This is a genomic window from Martinezella lusitana (genome assembly GCF_016901135.1).
Lineage (GTDB): Bacteria > Pseudomonadota > Alphaproteobacteria > Rhizobiales > Rhizobiaceae > Rhizobium > Rhizobium lusitanum_D.
Genome location: NZ_JAFEVL010000001.1, coordinates 1 through 18,623 on the forward strand (window position 1 = coordinate 1; position 18,623 = coordinate 18,623).

Below are 18,623 nucleotides of genomic sequence, written 5' to 3' on the forward strand. Positions count from 1 at the left end.
GGGAGGCCCTGCGCCAGTCACTATGGCGACGGCTTTCAGCCTGGCAAACGTGCTCCCAGTCACGACAAAAATCTCGGCAATCACACCTGCAAACACCACTCTCGGCCTGCTGGGACTGACAAACGTCGCTGCGATCGGCGGCCCGCCGGAAGATCCGATACACAAAACCCCATAGCTCAGAGACTGCCGACCGCGGGTTCCTGCATGAGAGGCTTTCGTACGCCTGACGGCACCCGAAACCCTTCACCATACCATCCCAGTCGTAGGGCATCCCCTGGCGGAGCCCCGATAGCAGACCTGTGGATCGCGCGGCAGCATGTTGCGCCTCCGACAGGAGGCATTGTGGCTGCCGCAAAACTCCCTATTCTGCGACGTGGCAAAAGTCGGGAAAACAAGTCTCGCTTGAATCGGGAATTTTGCGACAGGGAACTGTTCATTGGAGTCTATCTGCTGATGACACCGGACGAATTGAAGATCGTGCGTCGAGCTTATGCGAAGCAGATCACGGCGGCTGTTAGAATTGTCGATGAGCGTGTTGAAACAGCTTTTGCCGAAGTGCCGCGAGAAGATTTCCTTGGTCCCGGCCCGTGGCCGATCTTCCGAATGCGAAAAGCCTATGTTTCGACCCCGACCGCCGACCCGGTCTACCTCTATACGGATGACGTTGTTGGTATCGTCCCTGAGCGCCACATCAACAACGGACAACCTTCACTTCATGCCTTCCTGCTTTCGCAGGCCGCCCTGCGAGCAGGCGAGCATATCGTGCATGTTGGCGCTGGTGCCGGCTACTATTCTGCGATCATGGCGAACCTCGTTGCCGCATCCGGCAGGGTGACGGCGATTGAGTTCGAGCAGGAGCTTGCTGCGCGGGCGAAAGCAAATCTCGCTGCCTATCCGATCGTTTCAGTGGTCCAGGGAGATGGCAGCTCCGTAGCGTTCGATTCAGCCGATGTGATCTATGTGAACGCCGGCGCGACCCGGCCCGCGAATATCTGGCTGGACCGGCTCAATAATGGCGGAAGGCTGATCCTACCGCTTACGACCGATCTTGGATTTACCAGCAGCAATTGGAGCAACATGCATCTTCGCGGGGCGGTGTTCCTCGTGACGCGTAGGGATGAGGAATTTCACGCGCAATGGATTTCGCCGGTGGCCATCTTCCCTTGTGAAGGAATGCGCGACGCGGAATCGGAAAAAGCGCTCGCGGAGGCATTCGAGAGCGGGGAGCACAAGCGGGTGACGCGGCTGCATCGTACTGATGAGGTGCCGGCCGAGCAATGTTGGGTTCGCGCTCCCGGCTGGTGCTTGGCCTATGTTTAGGCAACGGTCCGGCATCATACTGTCGCAGAAATGCTAACATGTTCTAATTCAGGCTGTAGCCGGAAGTTGATCCCGTTCTCAAGGTAGAGTCCTCGCCCTTTCTTCCATTTAGTTCTCGAGCACCCATGTCCATTTCAGATGCGATCTACCGCCCCTTCGAAAGCCTGATCCGCCCGCTCGACATCCCCTATCGGCCGTTGCCATCGAAGGGGCCGGGCGCCGTTCTCCTGCACTTCATCTCTATGTTTCGCGGCATACTGATCACGCTCGCCCTTTCCACTATGGCGATCGAGGCGATGAATCTGACGATCGTTTGGGGACTGTCGGTCATCGTCGATGGCGTAACGCAGCAGGGCGCTCGCGCTTTCCTGCACAATGACCGGCTGCTGCTGATTTTCCTCGGCCTGATGCTCTTCCCCGCCATTCCGATCGGCTCCTTCTTCGTCAATACGCTGAACTCGCATACGCTCGGCATCGCCATGCCTGCCGCCATTCAGTGGCAGGGCCACAGAGCCGTGGAGCGCCAGGATCTCGCCTTCTTCCATGATCTCTATGCCGGACAAGTCGCCTCGCGCCTGCAGCAGGTAGCTTCCGCCGTGCAGCAGCAGGTCATCTCGGCTTTCCAGTCCATCCCGCGCTTCGTTATGCAGATGGTTGGCTCCGTCATTCTCCTGACCGCGCTCTCCTGGCAGCTCGCCCTGCCGACCATCGTCTGGATCACGCTCAACGTCCTGCTCGCCGTCAGGCTGGCGCCTGTCTTCACCGAGCGCTCGCGCCGCTCCGCCAAGCGCCGCAGCCTGATTTCCGGCGCCATCACTGATGTCTACGCCAATATGCAGATGGTGAAACAATTTGCCGCCGAAGACAGCGAGGCGGGCGCTATCCGCGGCATCATCGGCAAGGCCATCGAAGCGCAGCAAAGTGAGCAGCGCATCTATCGCACTTCGGAGGTCATCGTCGTTGTTCTTAACATGATGCACTGGCTGGCAATCCTGTCGATCGGCTTCACCGGGCTCGTCGATGGTTTCGTCACGATCGGCGAGTTCACTGCCGCCGTTTATGTCCTCTCCCGGCTGTCCGGCCATACCTTCACGTTCCTGCAGATGGGCCAGCAGATCTTCCAGGCGATCGGCACGATCAAGGACGCCATGCCCGTCATGACGACGCCGCCGACGATCACCGACGGGCCGGATGCGGCCGAACTTGTTGTGCATCGGGGCGAGATCCGGTTCGAGAATGTCCGCTTCGCCTACAAGTCGGGCAAACCGGTGATCGACGCCCTGTCGCTGACCGTGCGGCCCGGCGAGAAGGTGGGCCTCGTTGGCCTTTCTGGAGCTGGCAAGACGACGCTCGCAAACCTGCTTCTGCGCTTCTACGATATCAAGGACGGCGTTATCCGGATCGACGGGCAGGATATCCGGGCGGTGACGCAAGCAAGCCTTCGCCGCTCGATCGGCGTCATAGCCCAGGATGTCGCGCTGCTGCACCGTTCCGTCGGTGACAATATCCGCTACGGCCGGCCGGAGGCGACGCAGGAAGAGATCGAAAGGGTCACGAAGATGGCGAGCGCCGATGGCTTCATCGCCGATCTTGCCGACAGCGAGGGCCGCAAGGGCTATGACGCCTTCGTCGGCGATCGCGGCATCAAACTGTCGGGCGGCCAGCGCCAGCGAGTGGCCATCGCCCGTGTGCTCCTGAAGGGTGCGCCGATCCTGGTGCTCGACGAGGCGACCTCGGCGCTGGACAGCGAATCCGAGGCCGCCATCCAGGAAAGGCTGAACCTCGTGATGGAGGGAAAGACGGTGATCGCCATCGCCCACCGCCTTTCGACCATTACCAGGATGGACCGCATCGTCGTGCTGGATCACGGCCGCATCATTGAGGAGGGCAGGCCGGAAGAACTGGTCGAGCAGGACGGGCTGTTTGCCCGCTTGTGGAAACGCCAGACGGGCGGCTTTATTCCTGACGACATTAGCTAACTCAGCCTTTGTCGCAAAAATCCTAACATTCGCGACAAAATCGGTGAGGCGGAACCTTCAAGGGAATTTGTATCGCAAAACTCAGTCGCAAAATCTGAAGATTTGCGACCAGTTTCGCGACATATCTGATATCCGCTTCGAGGCGATCCCGGACCTTCGCGTCGACGCCTCGAATGTCTGCCTTCGCGGTGACCGTCTTAGCAGCCGACAGTCCCCTTCCGGCCGAAAGTAGTCATTGGTGGCATTGCTACGGAAGGGCGGATATTCAGGGCAGCTCACAGGCCGTCCGCATTTTGCAGGCCGCCGTTCGCTACTCCTGGGTTTTCTTTTCCGCCCGTCCGGGGCATGGTCTGGCGCAATGAGTAAAGATTCTTCCGATCTGTTCGGTGCGCTTTTCGAGGCGGCGCCCGCGAAACCTGTGATGAGCCGCACGGTTCCGGTTTTGGTGCCGCTGCCGGCGCCGAAGGCCTATTCCTATGCGGTGCCTGAGGGGATGGCGGTCGAGCCCGGTTCCGTCGTGCAGGTGCCGCTCGGGCCAAGGCAGGTCATCGGCGTCGTCTGGGATGGCGATGACGATGATAGCGTCGATCCGAAGAAGCTTCGGCCGATCACGCGTGTGTTCGATTGCCCACCGCTCGGCAAGCATATGCGTGATTTCATCGATTGGGTCGCGACCTACACGCTGTCGCCGCCGGGGCTGGTGGCGCGCATGGCGTTGCGTGCGCCGGCCGCCTTCGATCCTGAGCCGATGATCGAGGGGCTGCGCTTCATCGGCGGGCAGCCGGAGCGGCTGACGCCGGCGCGCGCCAAGGTCATGGAGACTGCCGCCGACGGACTTTCGTGGACGCGCATTGGCCTGGCACATGCGGCGGGCGTTTCCACAAGCGTCGTCGACGGGCTGATCTCGCAAGGCATTTTCGAAACCATCTTCCTGCCGCCGCCGCCCGTCGTCGCCCGGCCTGATCCGGATTATATCGGCTCACGGCTGGAGGGGCCGCAGAAGGAGGCGGCCGACGAGATATTGGTGGATGTGCGCAAGGGCGAATTCTCCGTCTCGCTCATCGACGGCGTCACTGGCTCGGGCAAGACGGAAGTCTATTTCGAAGCGATTGCCGAAACGCTCAAGCGCGGCAAGCAGGTGCTGATCCTGCTGCCGGAGATCGCGCTGACGGCGAGCTTTCTCGAGCGTTTTCAGGACCGTTTCGGCGCCAAGCCGGCCGAATGGCATTCCGATCTCGCGCCGCGCATGCGCGAGAAGGTCTGGCGGCAGGCCGTTACCGGCGAGGTGAGGGTCGTGGCCGGGGCGCGTTCAGCCCTGTTCCTGCCGTTCGAGGATCTCGGTCTCATCATCGTCGACGAAGAGCATGACCCGGCCTACAAGCAGGAGGACCGCGTCTATTACAATGCGCGCGACATGGCTGTCGTGCGCGGCCGCATCGGCGATTTTCCCGTCGTGCTGGTCTCCGCCACGCCCTCGGTCGAAAGCCTGGTCAACGGCCAGAGTGGGCGCTACACCACCATTCACCTGCCGACGCGCTTCGGCGATGCCGCCCTTCCCGACCTGCATCTGGTCGACATGCGCCGGCACGCGCCGGAGCGCGGCGGCTTCCTCTCGCCGCTGTTGATCCGCGCGATCGGCAAGACGGTCGCCAAGGGCGAGCAGGCGCTGCTGTTCCTCAACAGGCGCGGCTACGCGCCGCTGACGCTTTGCCGCGTTTGCGGCCATCGTTTCCAGTGCCCGCAATGTTCAAGCTGGCTGGTGGAGCACCGGTTTCGCGGTCAGATCCAGTGCCATCAATGCGGCTATGCGGAGCGCACGCCTGAGGCGTGCCCCGAATGCGGCACGCTCGATCATCTCGTCGCCTGCGGGCCGGGCGTCGAGCGCATCGCCGAGGAGGTGGAGCGTCATTTCCCTGAGGCGCGGACGATCATGCTCTCCTCCGACATCATGGGCGGCGTCAAGCGGCTGCGGCTGGAGCTTGAAGCCATCGCCAAGGGCGAGGCTGATATCGTCATCGGCACGCAGCTCGTCGCCAAGGGACACAATTTTCCGCTGATGACGCTGGTCGGCATCGTCGATGCCGATCTCGGCCTTGCCAATGGCGATCCGCGCGCAGCCGAGCGGACGTTCCAGCTGCTGTCTCAGGTGACGGGACGCGCCGGCCGAACCGGGCTGAAGAGCCACGGTCTGCTGCAGACCTACCAGCCGCAGCATCCCGTCATGCAGGCGATTGTATCGGGCGATGCTAGCGCCTTTTATGAGCGCGAGATTTCCGAGCGCGAGAGGGCGGTGCTGCCGCCCTTCGGCCGGCTCGCCTCGATCATCGTTTCGGCCGAAACCCGCCAGGATGCCGAGACCCATGCCCGCGCCATGCGCAGCGCCGCGCCGCAGGTGCAGGGCATTTCCGTGCTCGGGCCGGCGGAGGCGCCGCTGGCCTTGGTGCGCGGCCGCCACCGGTTCCGGCTGCTGGTGCACGGCCGGCGCAATTCGGACATGCAGGGGTTCCTTCGGTCGATGCTGGCGCAATCGCCTAGGGAGCGCGGCTCGGTGCAGGTCCAGCTCGACATCGATCCACAGAGCTTTCTGTGATTTGACCCGGCTGATATGGCGGCGATGCCTTTCCCTGATCGGCCGGATCATGCCATAAGTCGGCCGTCTCATTGACGTGATTTGCGCACCGATCGATCTTTTGGGGGCAACTGATGGAGCTTTATTTTCCGACCGATTTCGGTGAGCAGCTTGCCTTCTGCTCGGCGGCATTCACGGCGCTTATCGGCATCGTCATGATGTTTGCGCCGGGCTACACCTATCGTTTCTTTCGATTGCAGGTGCGCGAGGGGCGCTCTGAAGCCTATGCCGAGGCACGTTCGGCGGGCGGCTTCCTTGCCGGCTTCGGGCTTATGGCGATCCTGCTCGCCCAGCCGATGATCTATCTGGCGCTTGGCGCCTCCTTCGGCGTTGCGGCGTTCGGCCGCATCCTGGCGATCATGTCGGATCGGGGAAGTGTATTCTTGAATCTTCTTCTTCTGGTTGTGCAGGCGATTCTGGCTGCTCTACCGCTTCTCTATGGAATGGGCTATATTTGAGCAGAAATAGGCTCGGCGTGGCCTTATTTGCCTGCGCTATCCCCATGCTTTTCGATTTTTGCCATCATAATTTCACCCGAATGGCCTATTCGGTGAATACGCGTGTTGCGAGTCTCAATATCCTATGTTAGACGAACCCCGAATTTCGGATGAGGTAGGAGAGCACTCCTGCTGATTTCTGGGGGAAATCAAAACGAATTCAAGGGTATATAGTTTCCGTCTCACGGAAGCTTAGTTCTTGGGTTGAAATCAGGGAATTTTGTGCCCGTGGCAGACACATCCCAGCATATTTCTGGTGTTGCAGAACGATATGCCTCGTCATTGTTCGAATTGGCCCTTGAGGAGGGTGCAGTACCGACAGTGACCGCCGATCTTGATCGGTTCCAAGCCATGCTCGATGACAGCGATGATCTGAAGCGTTTCGTCCTCAGCCCGGTCTTTTCGGCCGAGGAGCAGGTCGGCGGGGTTCAGGCGCTGGCGGCAAAGGCAGGCTTCGGCGTCTATTTTACCAATTTTCTCAAGCTTGTGGCCAGCAACCGGCGCCTCTTTGCGCTGCCGGGCATGATCAAGGCTTTCCGCATCATCGCCGCGCAGCATCGTGGCGAGGTTTCCGCCGAGGTCACCTCGGCGCATGCGCTTACCCAAGCGCAGGAAGATGAATTGAAGGCGGTGCTGAAGGGCGTCACCGGCAAAGACGTGGCGATCGCCGTCACCGTCGATCCGTCGATCCTCGGCGGCCTGATCGTCAAGATCGGTTCGCGTCAGATCGATACGTCCCTTCGCACCAAACTCTCCACCCTTAAGCTTGCATTGAAAGAGGTCGGCTGATGGATATCCGCGCCGCGGAAATTTCCGCAATTCTGAAAGATCAGATCAAAAATTTCGGCAAGGAAGCTGAAGTCTCCGAAGTCGGCCAGGTTCTTTCCGTCGGTGACGGTATCGCCCGTGTCTACGGTCTGGATAACGTCCAGGCCGGCGAAATGGTCGAATTCCCCGGCGGCATCCGCGGCATGGCGCTGAACCTTGAAGCCGACAACGTCGGTGTGGTCATCTTCGGCTCCGACCGCGACATCAAGGAAGGCGACACCGTCAAGCGTACCGGCGCGATCGTCGACGTTCCTGTCGGTCCGGAACTGCTTGGCCGCGTCGTCGACGCGCTCGGCAATCCGATCGACGGCAAGGGCCCGATCAACGCGACGCGCCGTTCGCGCGTCGACGTCAAGGCTCCGGGCATCATTCCGCGCAAGTCGGTCCATGAGCCGATGTCGACCGGCCTCAAGGCCATCGATGCGCTGATCCCTGTGGGACGCGGCCAGCGCGAGCTTGTTATCGGCGACCGCCAGACCGGCAAGACCGCCATCCTTCTTGACACGATCCTGAACCAGAAGGCCATCCATGATGCGGGTCCGGACAGCGAAAAGCTGTACTGCGTCTACGTCGCCGTTGGCCAGAAGCGTTCGACCGTTGCTCAGTTCGTCAAGGTGCTCGAAGAGCGCGGCGCGCTGAAGTATTCGATCATCGTCGCCGCCACGGCTTCCGATCCGGCTCCGATGCAGTTCCTGGCGCCATTCGCCGGTTGCGCCATGGGCGAATATTTCCGCGACAACGGCATGCATGCGCTGATCGGTTACGACGACCTGTCGAAGCAGGCCGTTTCCTACCGCCAGATGTCGCTGCTGCTGCGCCGCCCGCCGGGCCGCGAAGCCTATCCGGGCGACGTTTTCTACCTGCATTCGCGTCTCCTCGAGCGCGCTGCCAAGATGAACGATGAATTGGGCGCCGGTTCGCTGACCGCTCTGCCTGTCATCGAAACGCAGGGCAATGACGTTTCCGCCTTCATTCCGACCAACGTGATCTCGATCACCGACGGCCAGATCTTCCTCGAAACCGACCTGTTCTACCAGGGCATTCGTCCGGCCGTTAACGTCGGTCTGTCAGTTTCGCGCGTCGGTTCGGCCGCGCAGATCAAGGCGATGAAGCAGGTTGCCGGCTCGATCAAGGGCGAACTCTCGCAGTATCGCGAAATGGCCGCCTTCGCTCAGTTCGGCTCGGATCTCGATGCCGCAACGCAGCGTCTGCTGAACCGCGGTGCCCGCCTGACCGAACTCCTGAAGCAGCCGCAGTTCTCGCCGCTGAAGAGCGAAGAGCAGGTTGCGGTGATCTTCGCCGGCGTCAACGGCTACCTCGACAAGATCGCGGTTCCGCAGGTCGGCAAGTTCGAGCAGGGTCTGCTGTCCTACCTCCGTTCGGAAGGCAAGGAGATCCTCGATACGATCCGTACCGAAAAGGCTATCAGCGACGCGACCAAGGGCAAGCTTACGGCTGCTCTCGACAGCTACGCCAAGTCTTTCGCCTGATCGGACCTCACTTCTAGGACGGATACCGGATGCCTTCACTTAAGGATCTGAAAAACCGGATCGCCTCCGTCAAGGCGACGCAGAAGATCACCAAGGCGATGAAAATGGTCGCCGCGGCGAAGCTTCGGCGTGCCCAGGAGGCGGCCGAGGCCGCACGGCCGTATTCGCAGCGCATGGGCGCCGTTCTCGCCAACATCACGGCTGCTGTAAGCGAAGCTGACGGCGCGCCTCTGCTGATGACCGGCACCGGCAAGAGCGATGTGCATCTGCTCGTGGTCTGCACGGCTGAACGCGGTCTTTGCGGTGGTTTCAATTCGCAGATCGCGCGCTTTGCCCGCGAGCACGTTCGCAAGCTGCTTTCCGAAGGCAAGACCGTGAAGATCTTCACGGTCGGCAAGAAGGGTTACGACATCCTGCGTCGTGAGTATTCTTCTCTGATCGTCGAGCGCAAGGAACTGCGCGACGTCAAGCGCATCGGCTACGAGAATGCGGATGCCATCGGCAAGCGCATCATCGAGATGTTTGAAGCCGGCGAGTTCGATGTCTGCACGCTGTTCTACTCCGAGTTCAAGTCGGTGATCAGCCAGGTGCCGACCGGGCTACAGCTCATCCCGGCTTCGGCTCCCGCCGCCGTCGAAGAAGATGCCGCCCACAAGGGTGCAGTTTATGAATACGAGCCGGATGCGGCTTCGATCCTTGAGGATCTGATCCCGCGCAATCTCTCCGTCCAGGTCTTCCGCGCGCTCCTTGAGAACGTTGCCGGCGAAATGGGCGCCAAGATGAGTGCGATGGACAATGCGACGCGCAATGCTGGTGAGATGATCAACAAGCTGACACTGAGCTACAACCGTCAGCGTCAGGCACAGATCACCAAGGAATTGATTGAAATCATTTCGGGCGCGGAAGCGCTCTGAGGCTAGGAAAAGAGGGTAAGATTATGGCTGACGCAGCTCAGGCCGCAGTTTCGGTCGGCAAGGTTACGCAGGTTATCGGCGCCGTCGTTGACGTTCATTTCGATGGCGATCTGCCGAAGATCCTGAATGCTCTCGAAACCAGCAACAACGGCAACCGCCTTGTTCTGGAAGTCGCGCAGCACCTCGGCGAAAACTCGGTCCGCACGATCGCCATGGACTCCACCGAAGGTCTGGTTCGCGGCCAGCACGTTTCGGACACCGGTGCGCCGATCTCGGTTCCGGTCGGTCATGAAACGCTCGGCCGTATCATGAACGTCATCGGCGAGCCCGTCGACGAGGCCGGCCCGCTGGTCACGGCCCACAAGCGCTCTATCCACCAGGACGCTCCGTCTTACGTCGAGCAGTCGACCGAAGGCCAGATCCTGGTCACCGGCATCAAGGTCGTCGACCTGCTGGCGCCTTATGCAAAGGGCGGCAAGATCGGCCTCTTCGGCGGCGCAGGCGTCGGCAAGACCGTTCTCATCATGGAACTGATCAACAACGTCGCCAAGGCGCACGGTGGTTACTCGGTGTTCGCAGGCGTGGGTGAACGTACCCGCGAAGGCAACGACCTTTACCACGAAATGATCGAATCCGGCGTCAACAAGCATGGCGGCGGCGAAGGCTCCAAGGCTGCCCTGGTATACGGCCAGATGAACGAACCGCCGGGCGCCCGCGCTCGCGTCGCTCTGACCGGTCTGACGGTTGCCGAAAACTTCCGCGATGAAGGCCAGGACGTTCTGTTCTTCGTGGACAACATCTTCCGCTTCACCCAGGCAGGCTCGGAAGTGTCGGCTCTGCTCGGCCGTATTCCTTCGGCCGTGGGCTATCAGCCGACGCTCGCCACCGACATGGGTCAGATGCAGGAACGCATCACCACGACGACGAAGGGCTCGATCACCTCGGTTCAGGCCATCTACGTTCCGGCCGACGACTTGACCGACCCGGCGCCGGCTACCTCGTTCGCCCACTTGGACGCAACGACGGTTCTGTCGCGTTCGATCGCCGAAAAGGGTATTTATCCGGCCGTCGACCCGCTCGACTCCACCTCGCGCATGCTCGACCCGATGGTCGTCGGCGAAGAGCATTATGAAATCGCTCGTAAGGTCCAGTCGACCCTGCAGCGCTACAAGTCTCTCCAGGACATCATCGCCATCCTCGGCATGGACGAACTGTCTGAAGACGACAAGCTGTCGGTTGCCCGCGCCCGCAAGATCGAGCGCTTCCTGTCGCAGCCGTTCTTCGTCGCCGAAGCCTTCACCGGTGCGCCGGGCAAGCTGGTCGCCCTCGAAGACACGATCAAGGGCTTCAAGGGTCTGGTCAATGGCGACTACGATCATCTGCCGGAAGCTGCTTTCTACATGGTCGGCTCGATCGAAGAAGCGATCGAAAAGGCCAAGAAGCTGGCTGCCTGATAAGGCCAATCCATCGGCGCGCGGCATTGCCCGCGCGCCCTTGCCTTGCGAATGAGACAATCGAGAAGTGACGGGTCATGGCTGACAATTTCAATTTCGAACTGGTTTCTCCGGAGCGCCTGCTCCTGTCGGAGCAGGTCATCGATGTCGTCATCCCCGCCTCGGAAGGCGAGATGACTGTCATGGCTCATCACGCGCCGACCATGACCACCATCAAGCCGGGTGTCGTCAAGGTGCATCTGGCCTCGGGCAAGAAGCAGGATTATGTCGTGTTCGGCGGTTTCGCCGACATCCTGCCGACCGGCTGCACGCTGCTGGCTGAGTCTGCCGTTACCGTCGAGGACATGAGCCGCGACGAGCTGGAGCGCCGCATCAATGCTGCCAAGGCCGAGCTTGAAGATGCCGAGCATCACGAGCACAAGTCGCGCCTTGAGCATTTCATCATGGAACTCTCGCATCTGCGCGGCTCGATCCCGCAGGATTGAGCTTCATCTCAGTCCCGATTTTGATTGTGAGCGGCCTTCGGGCCGCTCTTTTCGTTTGAGCCGGGTCTTGTCCGTGAGCTGTAATTGCGGTGCTTCTCATTCGTTTTGCGCTTCGCCCAGCAGGTGCCGGTGCAGTTGTCCGGCCTCCGCCGAGAGGGTGCGGAAGCGCGGTACGCCGAGATAATAGCCGAAGCCGCTTTCGATCCGATCATTGCCGATGGTGACCAGCGCGCCGGAGCGTAGCTGCTCCTCGATCAGCCCGAGGCTGCCAAGCGCGATGCCTTCGCCGCGAAGTGCCGCCTCGACCGCCATGATATAGGTGGAGAAGGTAAGCCGCGGCCGGGGCAACTTGCCCTTCAGCGGACTGCCGATGCGGCCGAACCATTGGCGAAAGCTGATCCAGTGGGCATTGGCGCGCTCGTAGTCGATCAGATCCAGCGTCGCGATATCGGCTGATGTCAGTGTCTGCGGCTCCAGGCCCCGACTTGCCAGGTAATCGGGCGATGCGATGGGCACCAGGACTTCCTTCATCAGCAGCGTCAGGTTCCAGCGCGGATGTTCGCCGGTGGAATAGATGATGATGAGATCGTGGGTCTCAGACGCAAGTTCCGAGTGTGCATCCGTGGTCAACAGGCGAACGGAGACGCCCGGATTTTCCTTGCCGAAATCCCTGAGCCTCTTTCCGAGCCAAAGATGCGAGACCGAACCGCTGGCGGCGATCGAGATGATCTCGCCCGTGCCGGCGCGGAAGGGTTCCAGGCTCTCCTCCAGATATTCGAGCGTGGCGCGCACGCGCTGGAACAGCCGCTCTCCCTCCGGCGTCAGTGCCAGGTTTCGTCCGCGCCTGGTGAAGAGCGTCGCGCCGAGGTGATCTTCCAGCCCTTTGATACGGCGGCTGACGGCCGCCTGGGTGATGTTCAGCTCTCGGCCGGCGCGGGAGAAATTCATCGCGCGGGCGGCGGCGTCGAAGACGCGGAAGGCTTCCAGGGGTATTTTCTCGAGCATTGGCTCTCCATGACTTCAGATCATCAATATTCCCGATAATTGCCCGGATTTGAAGATCTGAAATTGTGATGCAGGATCACGACATCGTATCAGCCGCATTTATCAGGGGATCCCCCGTGTCCTTTTCCATTTCCGCCATCCCAGACATTCGTTTCGGCGACGGCGCCCTGTCCGACCTTCCCGCCGCAGTCAAATCCTTCGATGGTGTCGGAGCTGTTCTGCTTGTCATCGACGCCTTCCTGGCGCAGTCGGGCCTTGCCGGCAAGATCAGCGCTGAGCTCGCGGAAGCCGGTGTAATGACGCAGGTCTTCTCGGACTTCTCCGGCGAGCCGAAGCTCGCGCATCTGCAGGCCGCCATTCAGGTCGCCGAGGGAGCGGATATGGTGATCGGCATCGGCGGCGGTTCGGCGCTGGATATCGCCAAGATCGTCGCCTGCTGCGCGGCCTCCGGCGAGGACCCGATGCACTACGCGCTGGCCGCCAACCCGCTGCCGAAGAACCCGCTGAAGAAGATCATGGTGCCCACCACCGCCGGCACGGGCTCGGAGACGTCGGCGACGAACATCTTTGCCGGCCCCGAAGGCAAGAAGCTCTGGATCTGGGGTCCGGAAACGAAGGCGGATCTCGTCATTCTCGACGCGGCGCTGACGAAGACGTTGCCGGCCAACCTGACGGCATGGTGCGGCCTCGATGCCTTCATCCACGCTTTCGAAGCGGCGACGAACCGCAACACCCATCGCGGCGCGCAATTCTATGCGCATCAAGCGCTGCGGCTGATCACAGGTGCTCTGGAGACGGCGGTCAAGCAGCCGGATGCCATCGCCGCCCGTGGCGATGTGCTGCTCGGTTCCTGCTTTGCCGGTATCGCCATCGACAATTGCGGCACGGCGATCGCCCATAATGTCAGCCATGCGCTGGCGGGTCTGGCGCCCGTCCATCATGGTCTTGCGACCGCGCTCGGCTTCGAGGCGACGCTTGGCTGGCTCGTCGAGGCGGATACGGCGGAGCTGAATGCGGCGGCAAAGGCCTGCGGCGTCGCCAGCGCCGCCGAACTGCCTGGCTTCGTCTCCGATTGGATGGATCGTTGCGGGATCACGCGGTCACTGCCATCAGCCTTCAAGCCGTTCGACGCCACTGATCTTGCCCGCGAGATGCGCGCACCGGAAAACCTGCCGATGCGGCGCTCGACGATCCGCGATGTGACGGATGCCGACATCGACCGCTTTGCCGCTGCCGTCATGGCGCTGCCGAAAGGAATTTGAGATGACCAAGGAATACACGCGCGACTATTGGGAAAATGTTCTCTCCAGCCTGAAGCTCGAGGGGCGTCACTTCATTGATGGCGCCTATCGCGCTTCCTCTTCCGGCGACACCTTCACCCGCATCCGCCCGATGGACGGCAAGCCAGGCGCGCAGCTGGCACGCGGCAACGCCGCCGATATCGACGCTGCCGTCGCTGCTGCTCGCGCCGCCTTCGAAAGTGGTGTCTGGCGCAGGAAGGAGCCGCTGGAAAAGAAGAGGATCATGCTGAAATGGGCCGAGCTCATTCGCGCCCATGGCGACGAGCTTGCCATGCTGGAGACGCTGGATGTCGGCAAGCCGGTCATGGCCTCGCTTGGCGTCGACGTGCGCCTCTGCGCCGAAGGCATCCAGTTCTATGGCGAAATGATCGACAAGATGTATGACGAGATCGCCCCGACCGGCCCGAATGCCCGCGCCCTGGTGCGCAAGGTGCCGATCGGCGTGATCGGCGCGATCACGCCCTGGAATTATCCGATGATCATCGATGCCTGGAAGCTCGGGCCGTCTATCGCCGCCGGCAATTCCGTGGTGCTGAAGCCGGCCGAGCAATCCTCGCTTTCGGCGATCCGCCTGGCTGAACTTGGCTTCGAAGCGGGCCTGCCCGCCGGTGTCCTCAATGTCGTCACCGGTTACGGCGAGGAAACGGGCAAGCCGCTGGCGCTGCACATGGATGTCGACATGATCGCGTTTACCGGCTCGACCGAAGTCGGCAAGCTGATCATGGGCTATGCGGCGCAATCGAACGTCAAGCGCGTGGCGCTGGAACTCGGCGGCAAGTCGCCGCTCGTCGTCTTCGAGGATGCCGATCTCGATGCCGCCGCGGTCGCCGCCGCCTGGGGCTGTTTCTACAATTCCGGCGAGACCTGCCATGCCTCGACGCGCCTGATCGTGCAGCGCTCGGTGCAGGACAAGCTGATCGAGAAGATCGAGGCGGTGACGCGCTCGGATATCGCGCTGAAGCATCCGCTCGATCCCACCGCCCAGATCGGCGCGCTGATCGAGGAGGAGCACATGAATAAGGTGCTGGCGATGATCTCGGCCGGCGAGAAGGAGGGTGCGCGCCGCGTCTTCGGAGCCGAGCGTGTGCTCAGCGAGACCGGCGGCTATTATGTTTCGCCAGGTGTCTTCGTCGACATGACCAACGATATGAGCCTGGCGCGGCAGGAGATCTTCGGACCCGTACTCGCCGCCATTCCCTTCGATACGGAGGAGGAAGCGCTCAGAATCGCCAACGACACGATCTACGGGCTCGCCGGCGCCGTCTTCACCAAGGACATGGATCGGGCGCATCGCTTTTCCGAAGAGATCCATGCGGGTACGGTGTGGATCAACGCCTATGACATGTCGAACTTCGCGACACCTTTCGGTGGCTTCAAGCAGTCGGGCTTCGGCCGGGACCGATCGGTGCATGCGATCGACAAATATTGCGACTACAAGACCATCTGGCAGCAGTTCGGCTGAGACATGAAAATCGGCATGATCTCGAAAGCCGCTCACGTTTTTCGGGATCATGCTTGGGGAAGAGGGACGCCACCATGAGCAAGATCGTTTCCATAGAAATCACCCATCATCGTCTGCCGCTCGATCCGGCGTTCAAGGCGAGCTGGGACGGCCGGCCGCGCCGGCACTTCGATGCGACCATCGTGCGCGTCAGGGATGACGAGGGCCGCGAAGGCATCGGTTCCGGCGATCTCATGAAGGGCTTCGAGGGCCATGAGGATCTGTTCATCGGGCGGGACCCTCGGCATCTCGAGCGCCACTACGAAGTGCTGTCGCATATCAACTTCCATTATGGCCGCTGCTGGCCGATGGATCTGGCGCTATGGGATCTTTCCGGCAAGGTCACCGGCGAGCCGGTCTGGCGCATGCTGGGCGGTCGCGCCAGCCGCGTACGGCTCTATGCATCATCCGGCGTGCTGCGCGAACCGTCTGCGATGGCCGATCAGGCGGAACGCTATATCGAGGAAGGCTTTCCGGCGATGAAGGTGCGCTTCTCCTCGTCGGCGGGTGGCCGTGGCGGCTGGCGCGAGGACGTCAAGGCGCTGGAAGCGATCCGAGCCCGCGTCGGCGACAGGCTGGAGCTCATGGTTGATTGCAACCAAGGTTGGCGCATGCCCTGGGATACGACGCTCTCCTGGACCTTCAAGGATGCGTTGACGGTAGCGAGAGAACTGGAACGTCTCGGCGTCTACTGGATGGAAGAGCCGCTACATCGTTCCGATCGCAAGGGCATGAAGGAGCTGAAGCAGGCGACGTCGCTGCGCATTGCCGGCGGCGAGATGACGCGTGAGCTCTATGAGTTCCGCGACATCATCGAGGAGCGCGCCTTCGATGTCGTGCAGCCCGACGTGGCGCTGGTTGGCGGCATCACTGGCTGCCGGCGCCTCGTCTATCAGGCGCGCGAGGCGGGCGTGCAGTTCACGCCGCATTCGTGGACGAACGGCATCGGTGTTCTCGCCAATGCGCATCTGAGTGCTGGGGTCGGCGATGTCGCCTGGCTCGAATATCCCTACGACAATCCGGAATGGAGCGAAGCACGCCGCGACTATCCGATGGCATCGCCGCTGAAGCATGAAGCGGGCTGGCTGGATCTCGGGGAAGCGCCGGGTCTCGGCATCGTTCTCGATGAGGAGCGTCTGAAGGCGACGCGGATCTAAGGTTGCTTCCGATGGGGTGTCCTGTCTGGTTTTCTCGTCCCGTCACGCAGTGGCGGGACGCTTCGCAAGGTGTTCCCGGGTGCGAGCCCAGCGCATGACGGGGCGCTCCAGAAGCACATAGCTCAGCGTGCCGATGACAAAGATGATGGCGGTCGCAACCAGGCTCGAGACAATCCAGCCGCCGAACACATTGTCGGAGCCGACGCCGAACGTCCAGGGAAACAGCTGCTGCATCAATGTCAGGACGATGTCCTGCCAGATATAGACGCCAAAGGAGACGGTGGCGATATAGCGACTGAGGCGGTTGTCGAGCAGCCTTCCGAGGAGGGCCGACTGGGGCAGGGCGCAAAGCGCCACGGCAACGCCAAGCGGAAAGAGCGGAAAGCGATAGGGTATGTCGAGCCAGCCATAGCCTTCTCCCTCGCCGCCGAGGGATAACGGCAACTGTGATGCGCTCATCACAATTGCAAGCACTCCGACGAGATCGTAAATCACTGAGCGCCTTGCCGGGATCATGGTCTGGATGCCTGCCGCCAGGATGCCGATGGCGAATATCGCAAAGAAGCCGATGGGGTTGTAGCGCGGCATCCATTGCTTGGCGCCGCCCTGAAAACCATATTCCCATCCCCGGCCGACACTGTCGGTCGGCAGATAGGTGACAACAAGCCAATGGCCGACCAGCGATGCCGCGATAAGGCCGACCCAAAAGAGGCGGCTGAAGAGGGCGGAGCGCCATCCCAGCTTGAGACGAAACAGGAGCAAAAAGCCGATCGGCAGAAGCACGTAACAGGTCGTCTCGAAGGGGATCGACCATAACGGCCCGTCACCCTGCACCGGGAAGAAGGTACGCCAGTGCCATTGGCTCATCAGGAAGAAGCCGGCGATGTAGCGGCCGGCCAGTTCGCCATCGAGCGGAAAACCATAGATCGTGAAGCTCAGTACGAAGCCGACCGTCAGGGCAAACCAGAAGCCCGGCAGGATGCGGGCCGCGCGGCGCATGGCATAAATTTTCAGCGATGGTGATGGCTGGTTGCCGTCCAGCGCCAGCCAGAACGGGCGCGACAGAAGAAAGCCGCTGAGAACGAAGAAGACCGAGACGCCGTAATTGCCGTAGCGTACGAGATAAAAGGTCAGCGCCAAATCGTCGGGAACGTGGTTGAAATTCATGCGAAGCACGAGATGGTGGCCAAGCACCATCAGGCATGCGACTGCGCGCATGAAATCCGCTCCTCCCAGACGCGCGGTCTTATCCATCAGCCTCCCCGCCGAAATCTCCTCCGTAGTGGGTTAAGCCATCGATGCGGCATCGGCAAGCACAAGCGCTATCCTCTGTCCGTGATGGCGCTGATGCAGGGGAGTGGCAGACGCCCGAACCATGATGGCAGGCCCGGGCGTCGAGCCGGTCTTCCGCACCTGCCAGAAACGGAAAACCGGATTCGGATGTTGCGGATCAGGCAGCGACCGAGCGATAGGGGCGGGTGACGCGGGCCGGTTTCAGGGCAGCGCTCCACCAGTTCAGCCGCGCGATCAATAGAACCAGCGATTGACGCGCCTCGATTGGATTTTCGAGTGAGCCGTCCTCGGCAAACCTGCCCCAGGGATTGGCGAAGCTCACCGTGTCGCGCACGGTCACGGCATGCAGTTCGGCAAAGACCAGCCGCAACTGCTCAACGGCGCGCAGGCCGCCGGAGATGCCGCCATAGGAAACGAAGGCGACGGGTTTGCCGTGCCATGGCTCGTAGACGAGATCGAGCACGAATTTCAGCGAGGCCGTGAAACTGTGATTGTATTCGGGCGTGACGATAATGAAGGCATCGGCCTGCGAAAGCCGGGCGGAAAGGGCGGCGGCTCCGGCGTGCTCGCGGTCATGCTGGAACGGCAGATCGAATTCGAGGGGATCGATGATGTCGATCTCGATGAGGGGATAGTGCACCAGTTCCCGGGCGACCCAATTGACCACCCGGTCACATAGGCGGCCCGGACGTGTGCTGCCATAGATGATCGCCAGCCTGGTTGATTCCGTCATATCTTGCTCCTGCTTTACGCGGTTTGGAGCTTGGGTT

At 61.5% G+C, this 18,623-nt stretch carries 15 protein-coding genes; 12 read left to right on the forward strand and 3 right to left on the reverse strand.

The genetic code is table 11. The features are described from left to right. The first annotated feature begins 342 nt into the window (after positions 1 to 342). The 9 genes from JTP94_RS00005 (at position 343) to JTP94_RS00045 (ending at position 11,596) form a co-directional block, all read left to right on the forward strand. Positions 343 to 1,320: a protein-L-isoaspartate O-methyltransferase family protein gene (locus JTP94_RS00005; RefSeq protein ID WP_312038128.1), complete on the forward strand. Its 978-nt coding sequence runs from the start codon at positions 343 to 345 to the stop codon at positions 1,318 to 1,320. Between the two features lie 125 nt (positions 1,321 to 1,445). After that, positions 1,446 to 3,299, forward strand: coding sequence for an ABC transporter ATP-binding protein (locus tag JTP94_RS00010; RefSeq protein ID WP_204848530.1), 1,854 nt, complete (start codon positions 1,446 to 1,448; stop codon positions 3,297 to 3,299). 358 nt (positions 3,300 to 3,657) lie between these two features. Further along, complete coding sequence (locus tag JTP94_RS00015; protein WP_204848531.1) at positions 3,658 to 5,889, forward strand: primosomal protein N'; 2,232 nt, start codon at positions 3,658 to 3,660, stop codon at positions 5,887 to 5,889. A 113-nt stretch (positions 5,890 to 6,002) separates the two neighbouring features. Beyond that, complete coding sequence (locus tag JTP94_RS00020) at positions 6,003 to 6,386, forward strand: DUF4345 domain-containing protein (RefSeq protein ID WP_204848532.1); 384 nt, start codon at positions 6,003 to 6,005, stop codon at positions 6,384 to 6,386. A gap of 261 nt (positions 6,387 to 6,647) precedes the next feature. Further along, positions 6,648 to 7,214 (forward strand): F0F1 ATP synthase subunit delta, encoded by a 567-nt coding sequence (locus JTP94_RS00025; RefSeq protein ID WP_204848533.1) that lies wholly within the window; start codon positions 6,648 to 6,650, stop codon positions 7,212 to 7,214. After that, positions 7,214 to 8,743 carry a F0F1 ATP synthase subunit alpha gene (atpA, locus tag JTP94_RS00030; RefSeq protein ID WP_204848534.1) on the forward strand — a complete coding sequence of 510 codons (1,530 nt, stop codon included), beginning with the start codon at positions 7,214 to 7,216 and terminating at the stop codon, positions 8,741 to 8,743. The genes JTP94_RS00025 and atpA overlap by 1 nt, the downstream gene beginning before the upstream one ends. Before the next feature lie 29 nt (positions 8,744 to 8,772). Further along, entirely contained in the window at positions 8,773 to 9,657 is an 885-nt protein-coding gene (locus JTP94_RS00035) for a F0F1 ATP synthase subunit gamma (RefSeq protein WP_204848535.1), read from the forward strand. A 23-nt stretch (positions 9,658 to 9,680) separates the two neighbouring features. Continuing rightward, on the forward strand, positions 9,681 to 11,111 hold the full coding sequence (gene atpD / locus JTP94_RS00040) for a F0F1 ATP synthase subunit beta (protein ID WP_204848536.1): 1,431 nt from the start codon (positions 9,681 to 9,683) through the stop codon (positions 11,109 to 11,111). Between the two features lie 77 nt (positions 11,112 to 11,188). Then, entirely contained in the window at positions 11,189 to 11,596 is a 408-nt protein-coding gene (locus JTP94_RS00045) for a F0F1 ATP synthase subunit epsilon (RefSeq protein ID WP_034511671.1), read from the forward strand. 96 nt (positions 11,597 to 11,692) lie between these two features. On the opposite strand, the gene JTP94_RS00050 is transcribed toward JTP94_RS00045, so the two are convergent. After that, positions 11,693 to 12,601, reverse strand: coding sequence for a LysR substrate-binding domain-containing protein (locus JTP94_RS00050; RefSeq protein ID WP_204848537.1), 909 nt, complete (start codon positions 12,599 to 12,601; stop codon positions 11,693 to 11,695). Positions 12,602 to 12,717: 116 nt separating this feature from the next. Here JTP94_RS00050 and JTP94_RS00055 point away from each other — a divergent pair, with 116 nt between their 5' ends. From JTP94_RS00055 to JTP94_RS00065, 3 genes are all read left to right on the forward strand, one after another. Beyond that, a complete protein-coding gene (locus JTP94_RS00055) occupies positions 12,718 to 13,863 on the forward strand; it encodes an iron-containing alcohol dehydrogenase (protein WP_204848538.1) in 1,146 nt (381 codons plus the stop codon). A gap of 1 nt (position 13,864) precedes the next feature. Beyond that, the gene (locus tag JTP94_RS00060) at positions 13,865 to 15,364 is read left to right on the forward strand and encodes an aldehyde dehydrogenase (RefSeq protein WP_204848539.1); all 1,500 of its coding nucleotides are present in this window, start codon (positions 13,865 to 13,867) and stop codon (positions 15,362 to 15,364) included. Positions 15,365 to 15,438: 74 nt separating this feature from the next. Further along, positions 15,439 to 16,560 (forward strand): mandelate racemase/muconate lactonizing enzyme family protein, encoded by a 1,122-nt coding sequence (locus tag JTP94_RS00065; RefSeq protein WP_204848540.1) that lies wholly within the window; start codon positions 15,439 to 15,441, stop codon positions 16,558 to 16,560. Positions 16,561 to 16,602: 42 nt separating this feature from the next. On the opposite strand, the gene JTP94_RS00070 is transcribed toward JTP94_RS00065, so the two are convergent. After that, a complete protein-coding gene (locus JTP94_RS00070) occupies positions 16,603 to 17,814 on the reverse strand; it encodes an acyltransferase (protein WP_204848541.1) in 1,212 nt (403 codons plus the stop codon). A 196-nt stretch (positions 17,815 to 18,010) separates the two neighbouring features. Beyond that, positions 18,011 to 18,586, reverse strand: a complete 576-nt coding sequence (locus JTP94_RS00075) for an NADPH-dependent FMN reductase (protein WP_204848542.1) — start codon at positions 18,584 to 18,586, stop codon at positions 18,011 to 18,013. Between the last annotated feature and the right edge of the window lie 37 nt (positions 18,587 to 18,623).

Bases quoted from the DNA above. Each gene is read 5' to 3' on its own strand.
- atpA (WP_204848534.1), top strand. From the start codon at position 7,214: ATGGATATCCGCGCCGCGGAAATTTCCGCAATTCTGAAAGATCAGATC.
- atpD (WP_204848536.1), top strand. From the start codon at position 9,681: ATGGCTGACGCAGCTCAGGCCGCAGTTTCGGTCGGCAAGGTTACGCAG.
- JTP94_RS00065 (WP_204848540.1), top strand. From the start codon at position 15,439: ATGAGCAAGATCGTTTCCATAGAAATCACCCATCATCGTCTGCCGCTC.
- JTP94_RS00010 (WP_204848530.1), top strand. From the start codon at position 1,446: ATGTCCATTTCAGATGCGATCTACCGCCCCTTCGAAAGCCTGATCCGC.
- JTP94_RS00075 (WP_204848542.1), bottom strand. From the start codon at position 18,586: ATGACGGAATCAACCAGGCTGGCGATCATCTATGGCAGCACACGTCCG.
- JTP94_RS00045 (WP_034511671.1), top strand. From the start codon at position 11,189: ATGGCTGACAATTTCAATTTCGAACTGGTTTCTCCGGAGCGCCTGCTC.
- JTP94_RS00050 (WP_204848537.1), bottom strand. From the start codon at position 12,601: ATGCTCGAGAAAATACCCCTGGAAGCCTTCCGCGTCTTCGACGCCGCC.
- JTP94_RS00015 (WP_204848531.1), top strand. From the start codon at position 3,658: ATGAGTAAAGATTCTTCCGATCTGTTCGGTGCGCTTTTCGAGGCGGCG.
- JTP94_RS00035 (WP_204848535.1), top strand. From the start codon at position 8,773: ATGCCTTCACTTAAGGATCTGAAAAACCGGATCGCCTCCGTCAAGGCG.
- JTP94_RS00020 (WP_204848532.1), top strand. From the start codon at position 6,003: ATGGAGCTTTATTTTCCGACCGATTTCGGTGAGCAGCTTGCCTTCTGC.
- JTP94_RS00070 (WP_204848541.1), bottom strand. From the start codon at position 17,814: ATGGATAAGACCGCGCGTCTGGGAGGAGCGGATTTCATGCGCGCAGTC.
- JTP94_RS00060 (WP_204848539.1), top strand. From the start codon at position 13,865: ATGACCAAGGAATACACGCGCGACTATTGGGAAAATGTTCTCTCCAGC.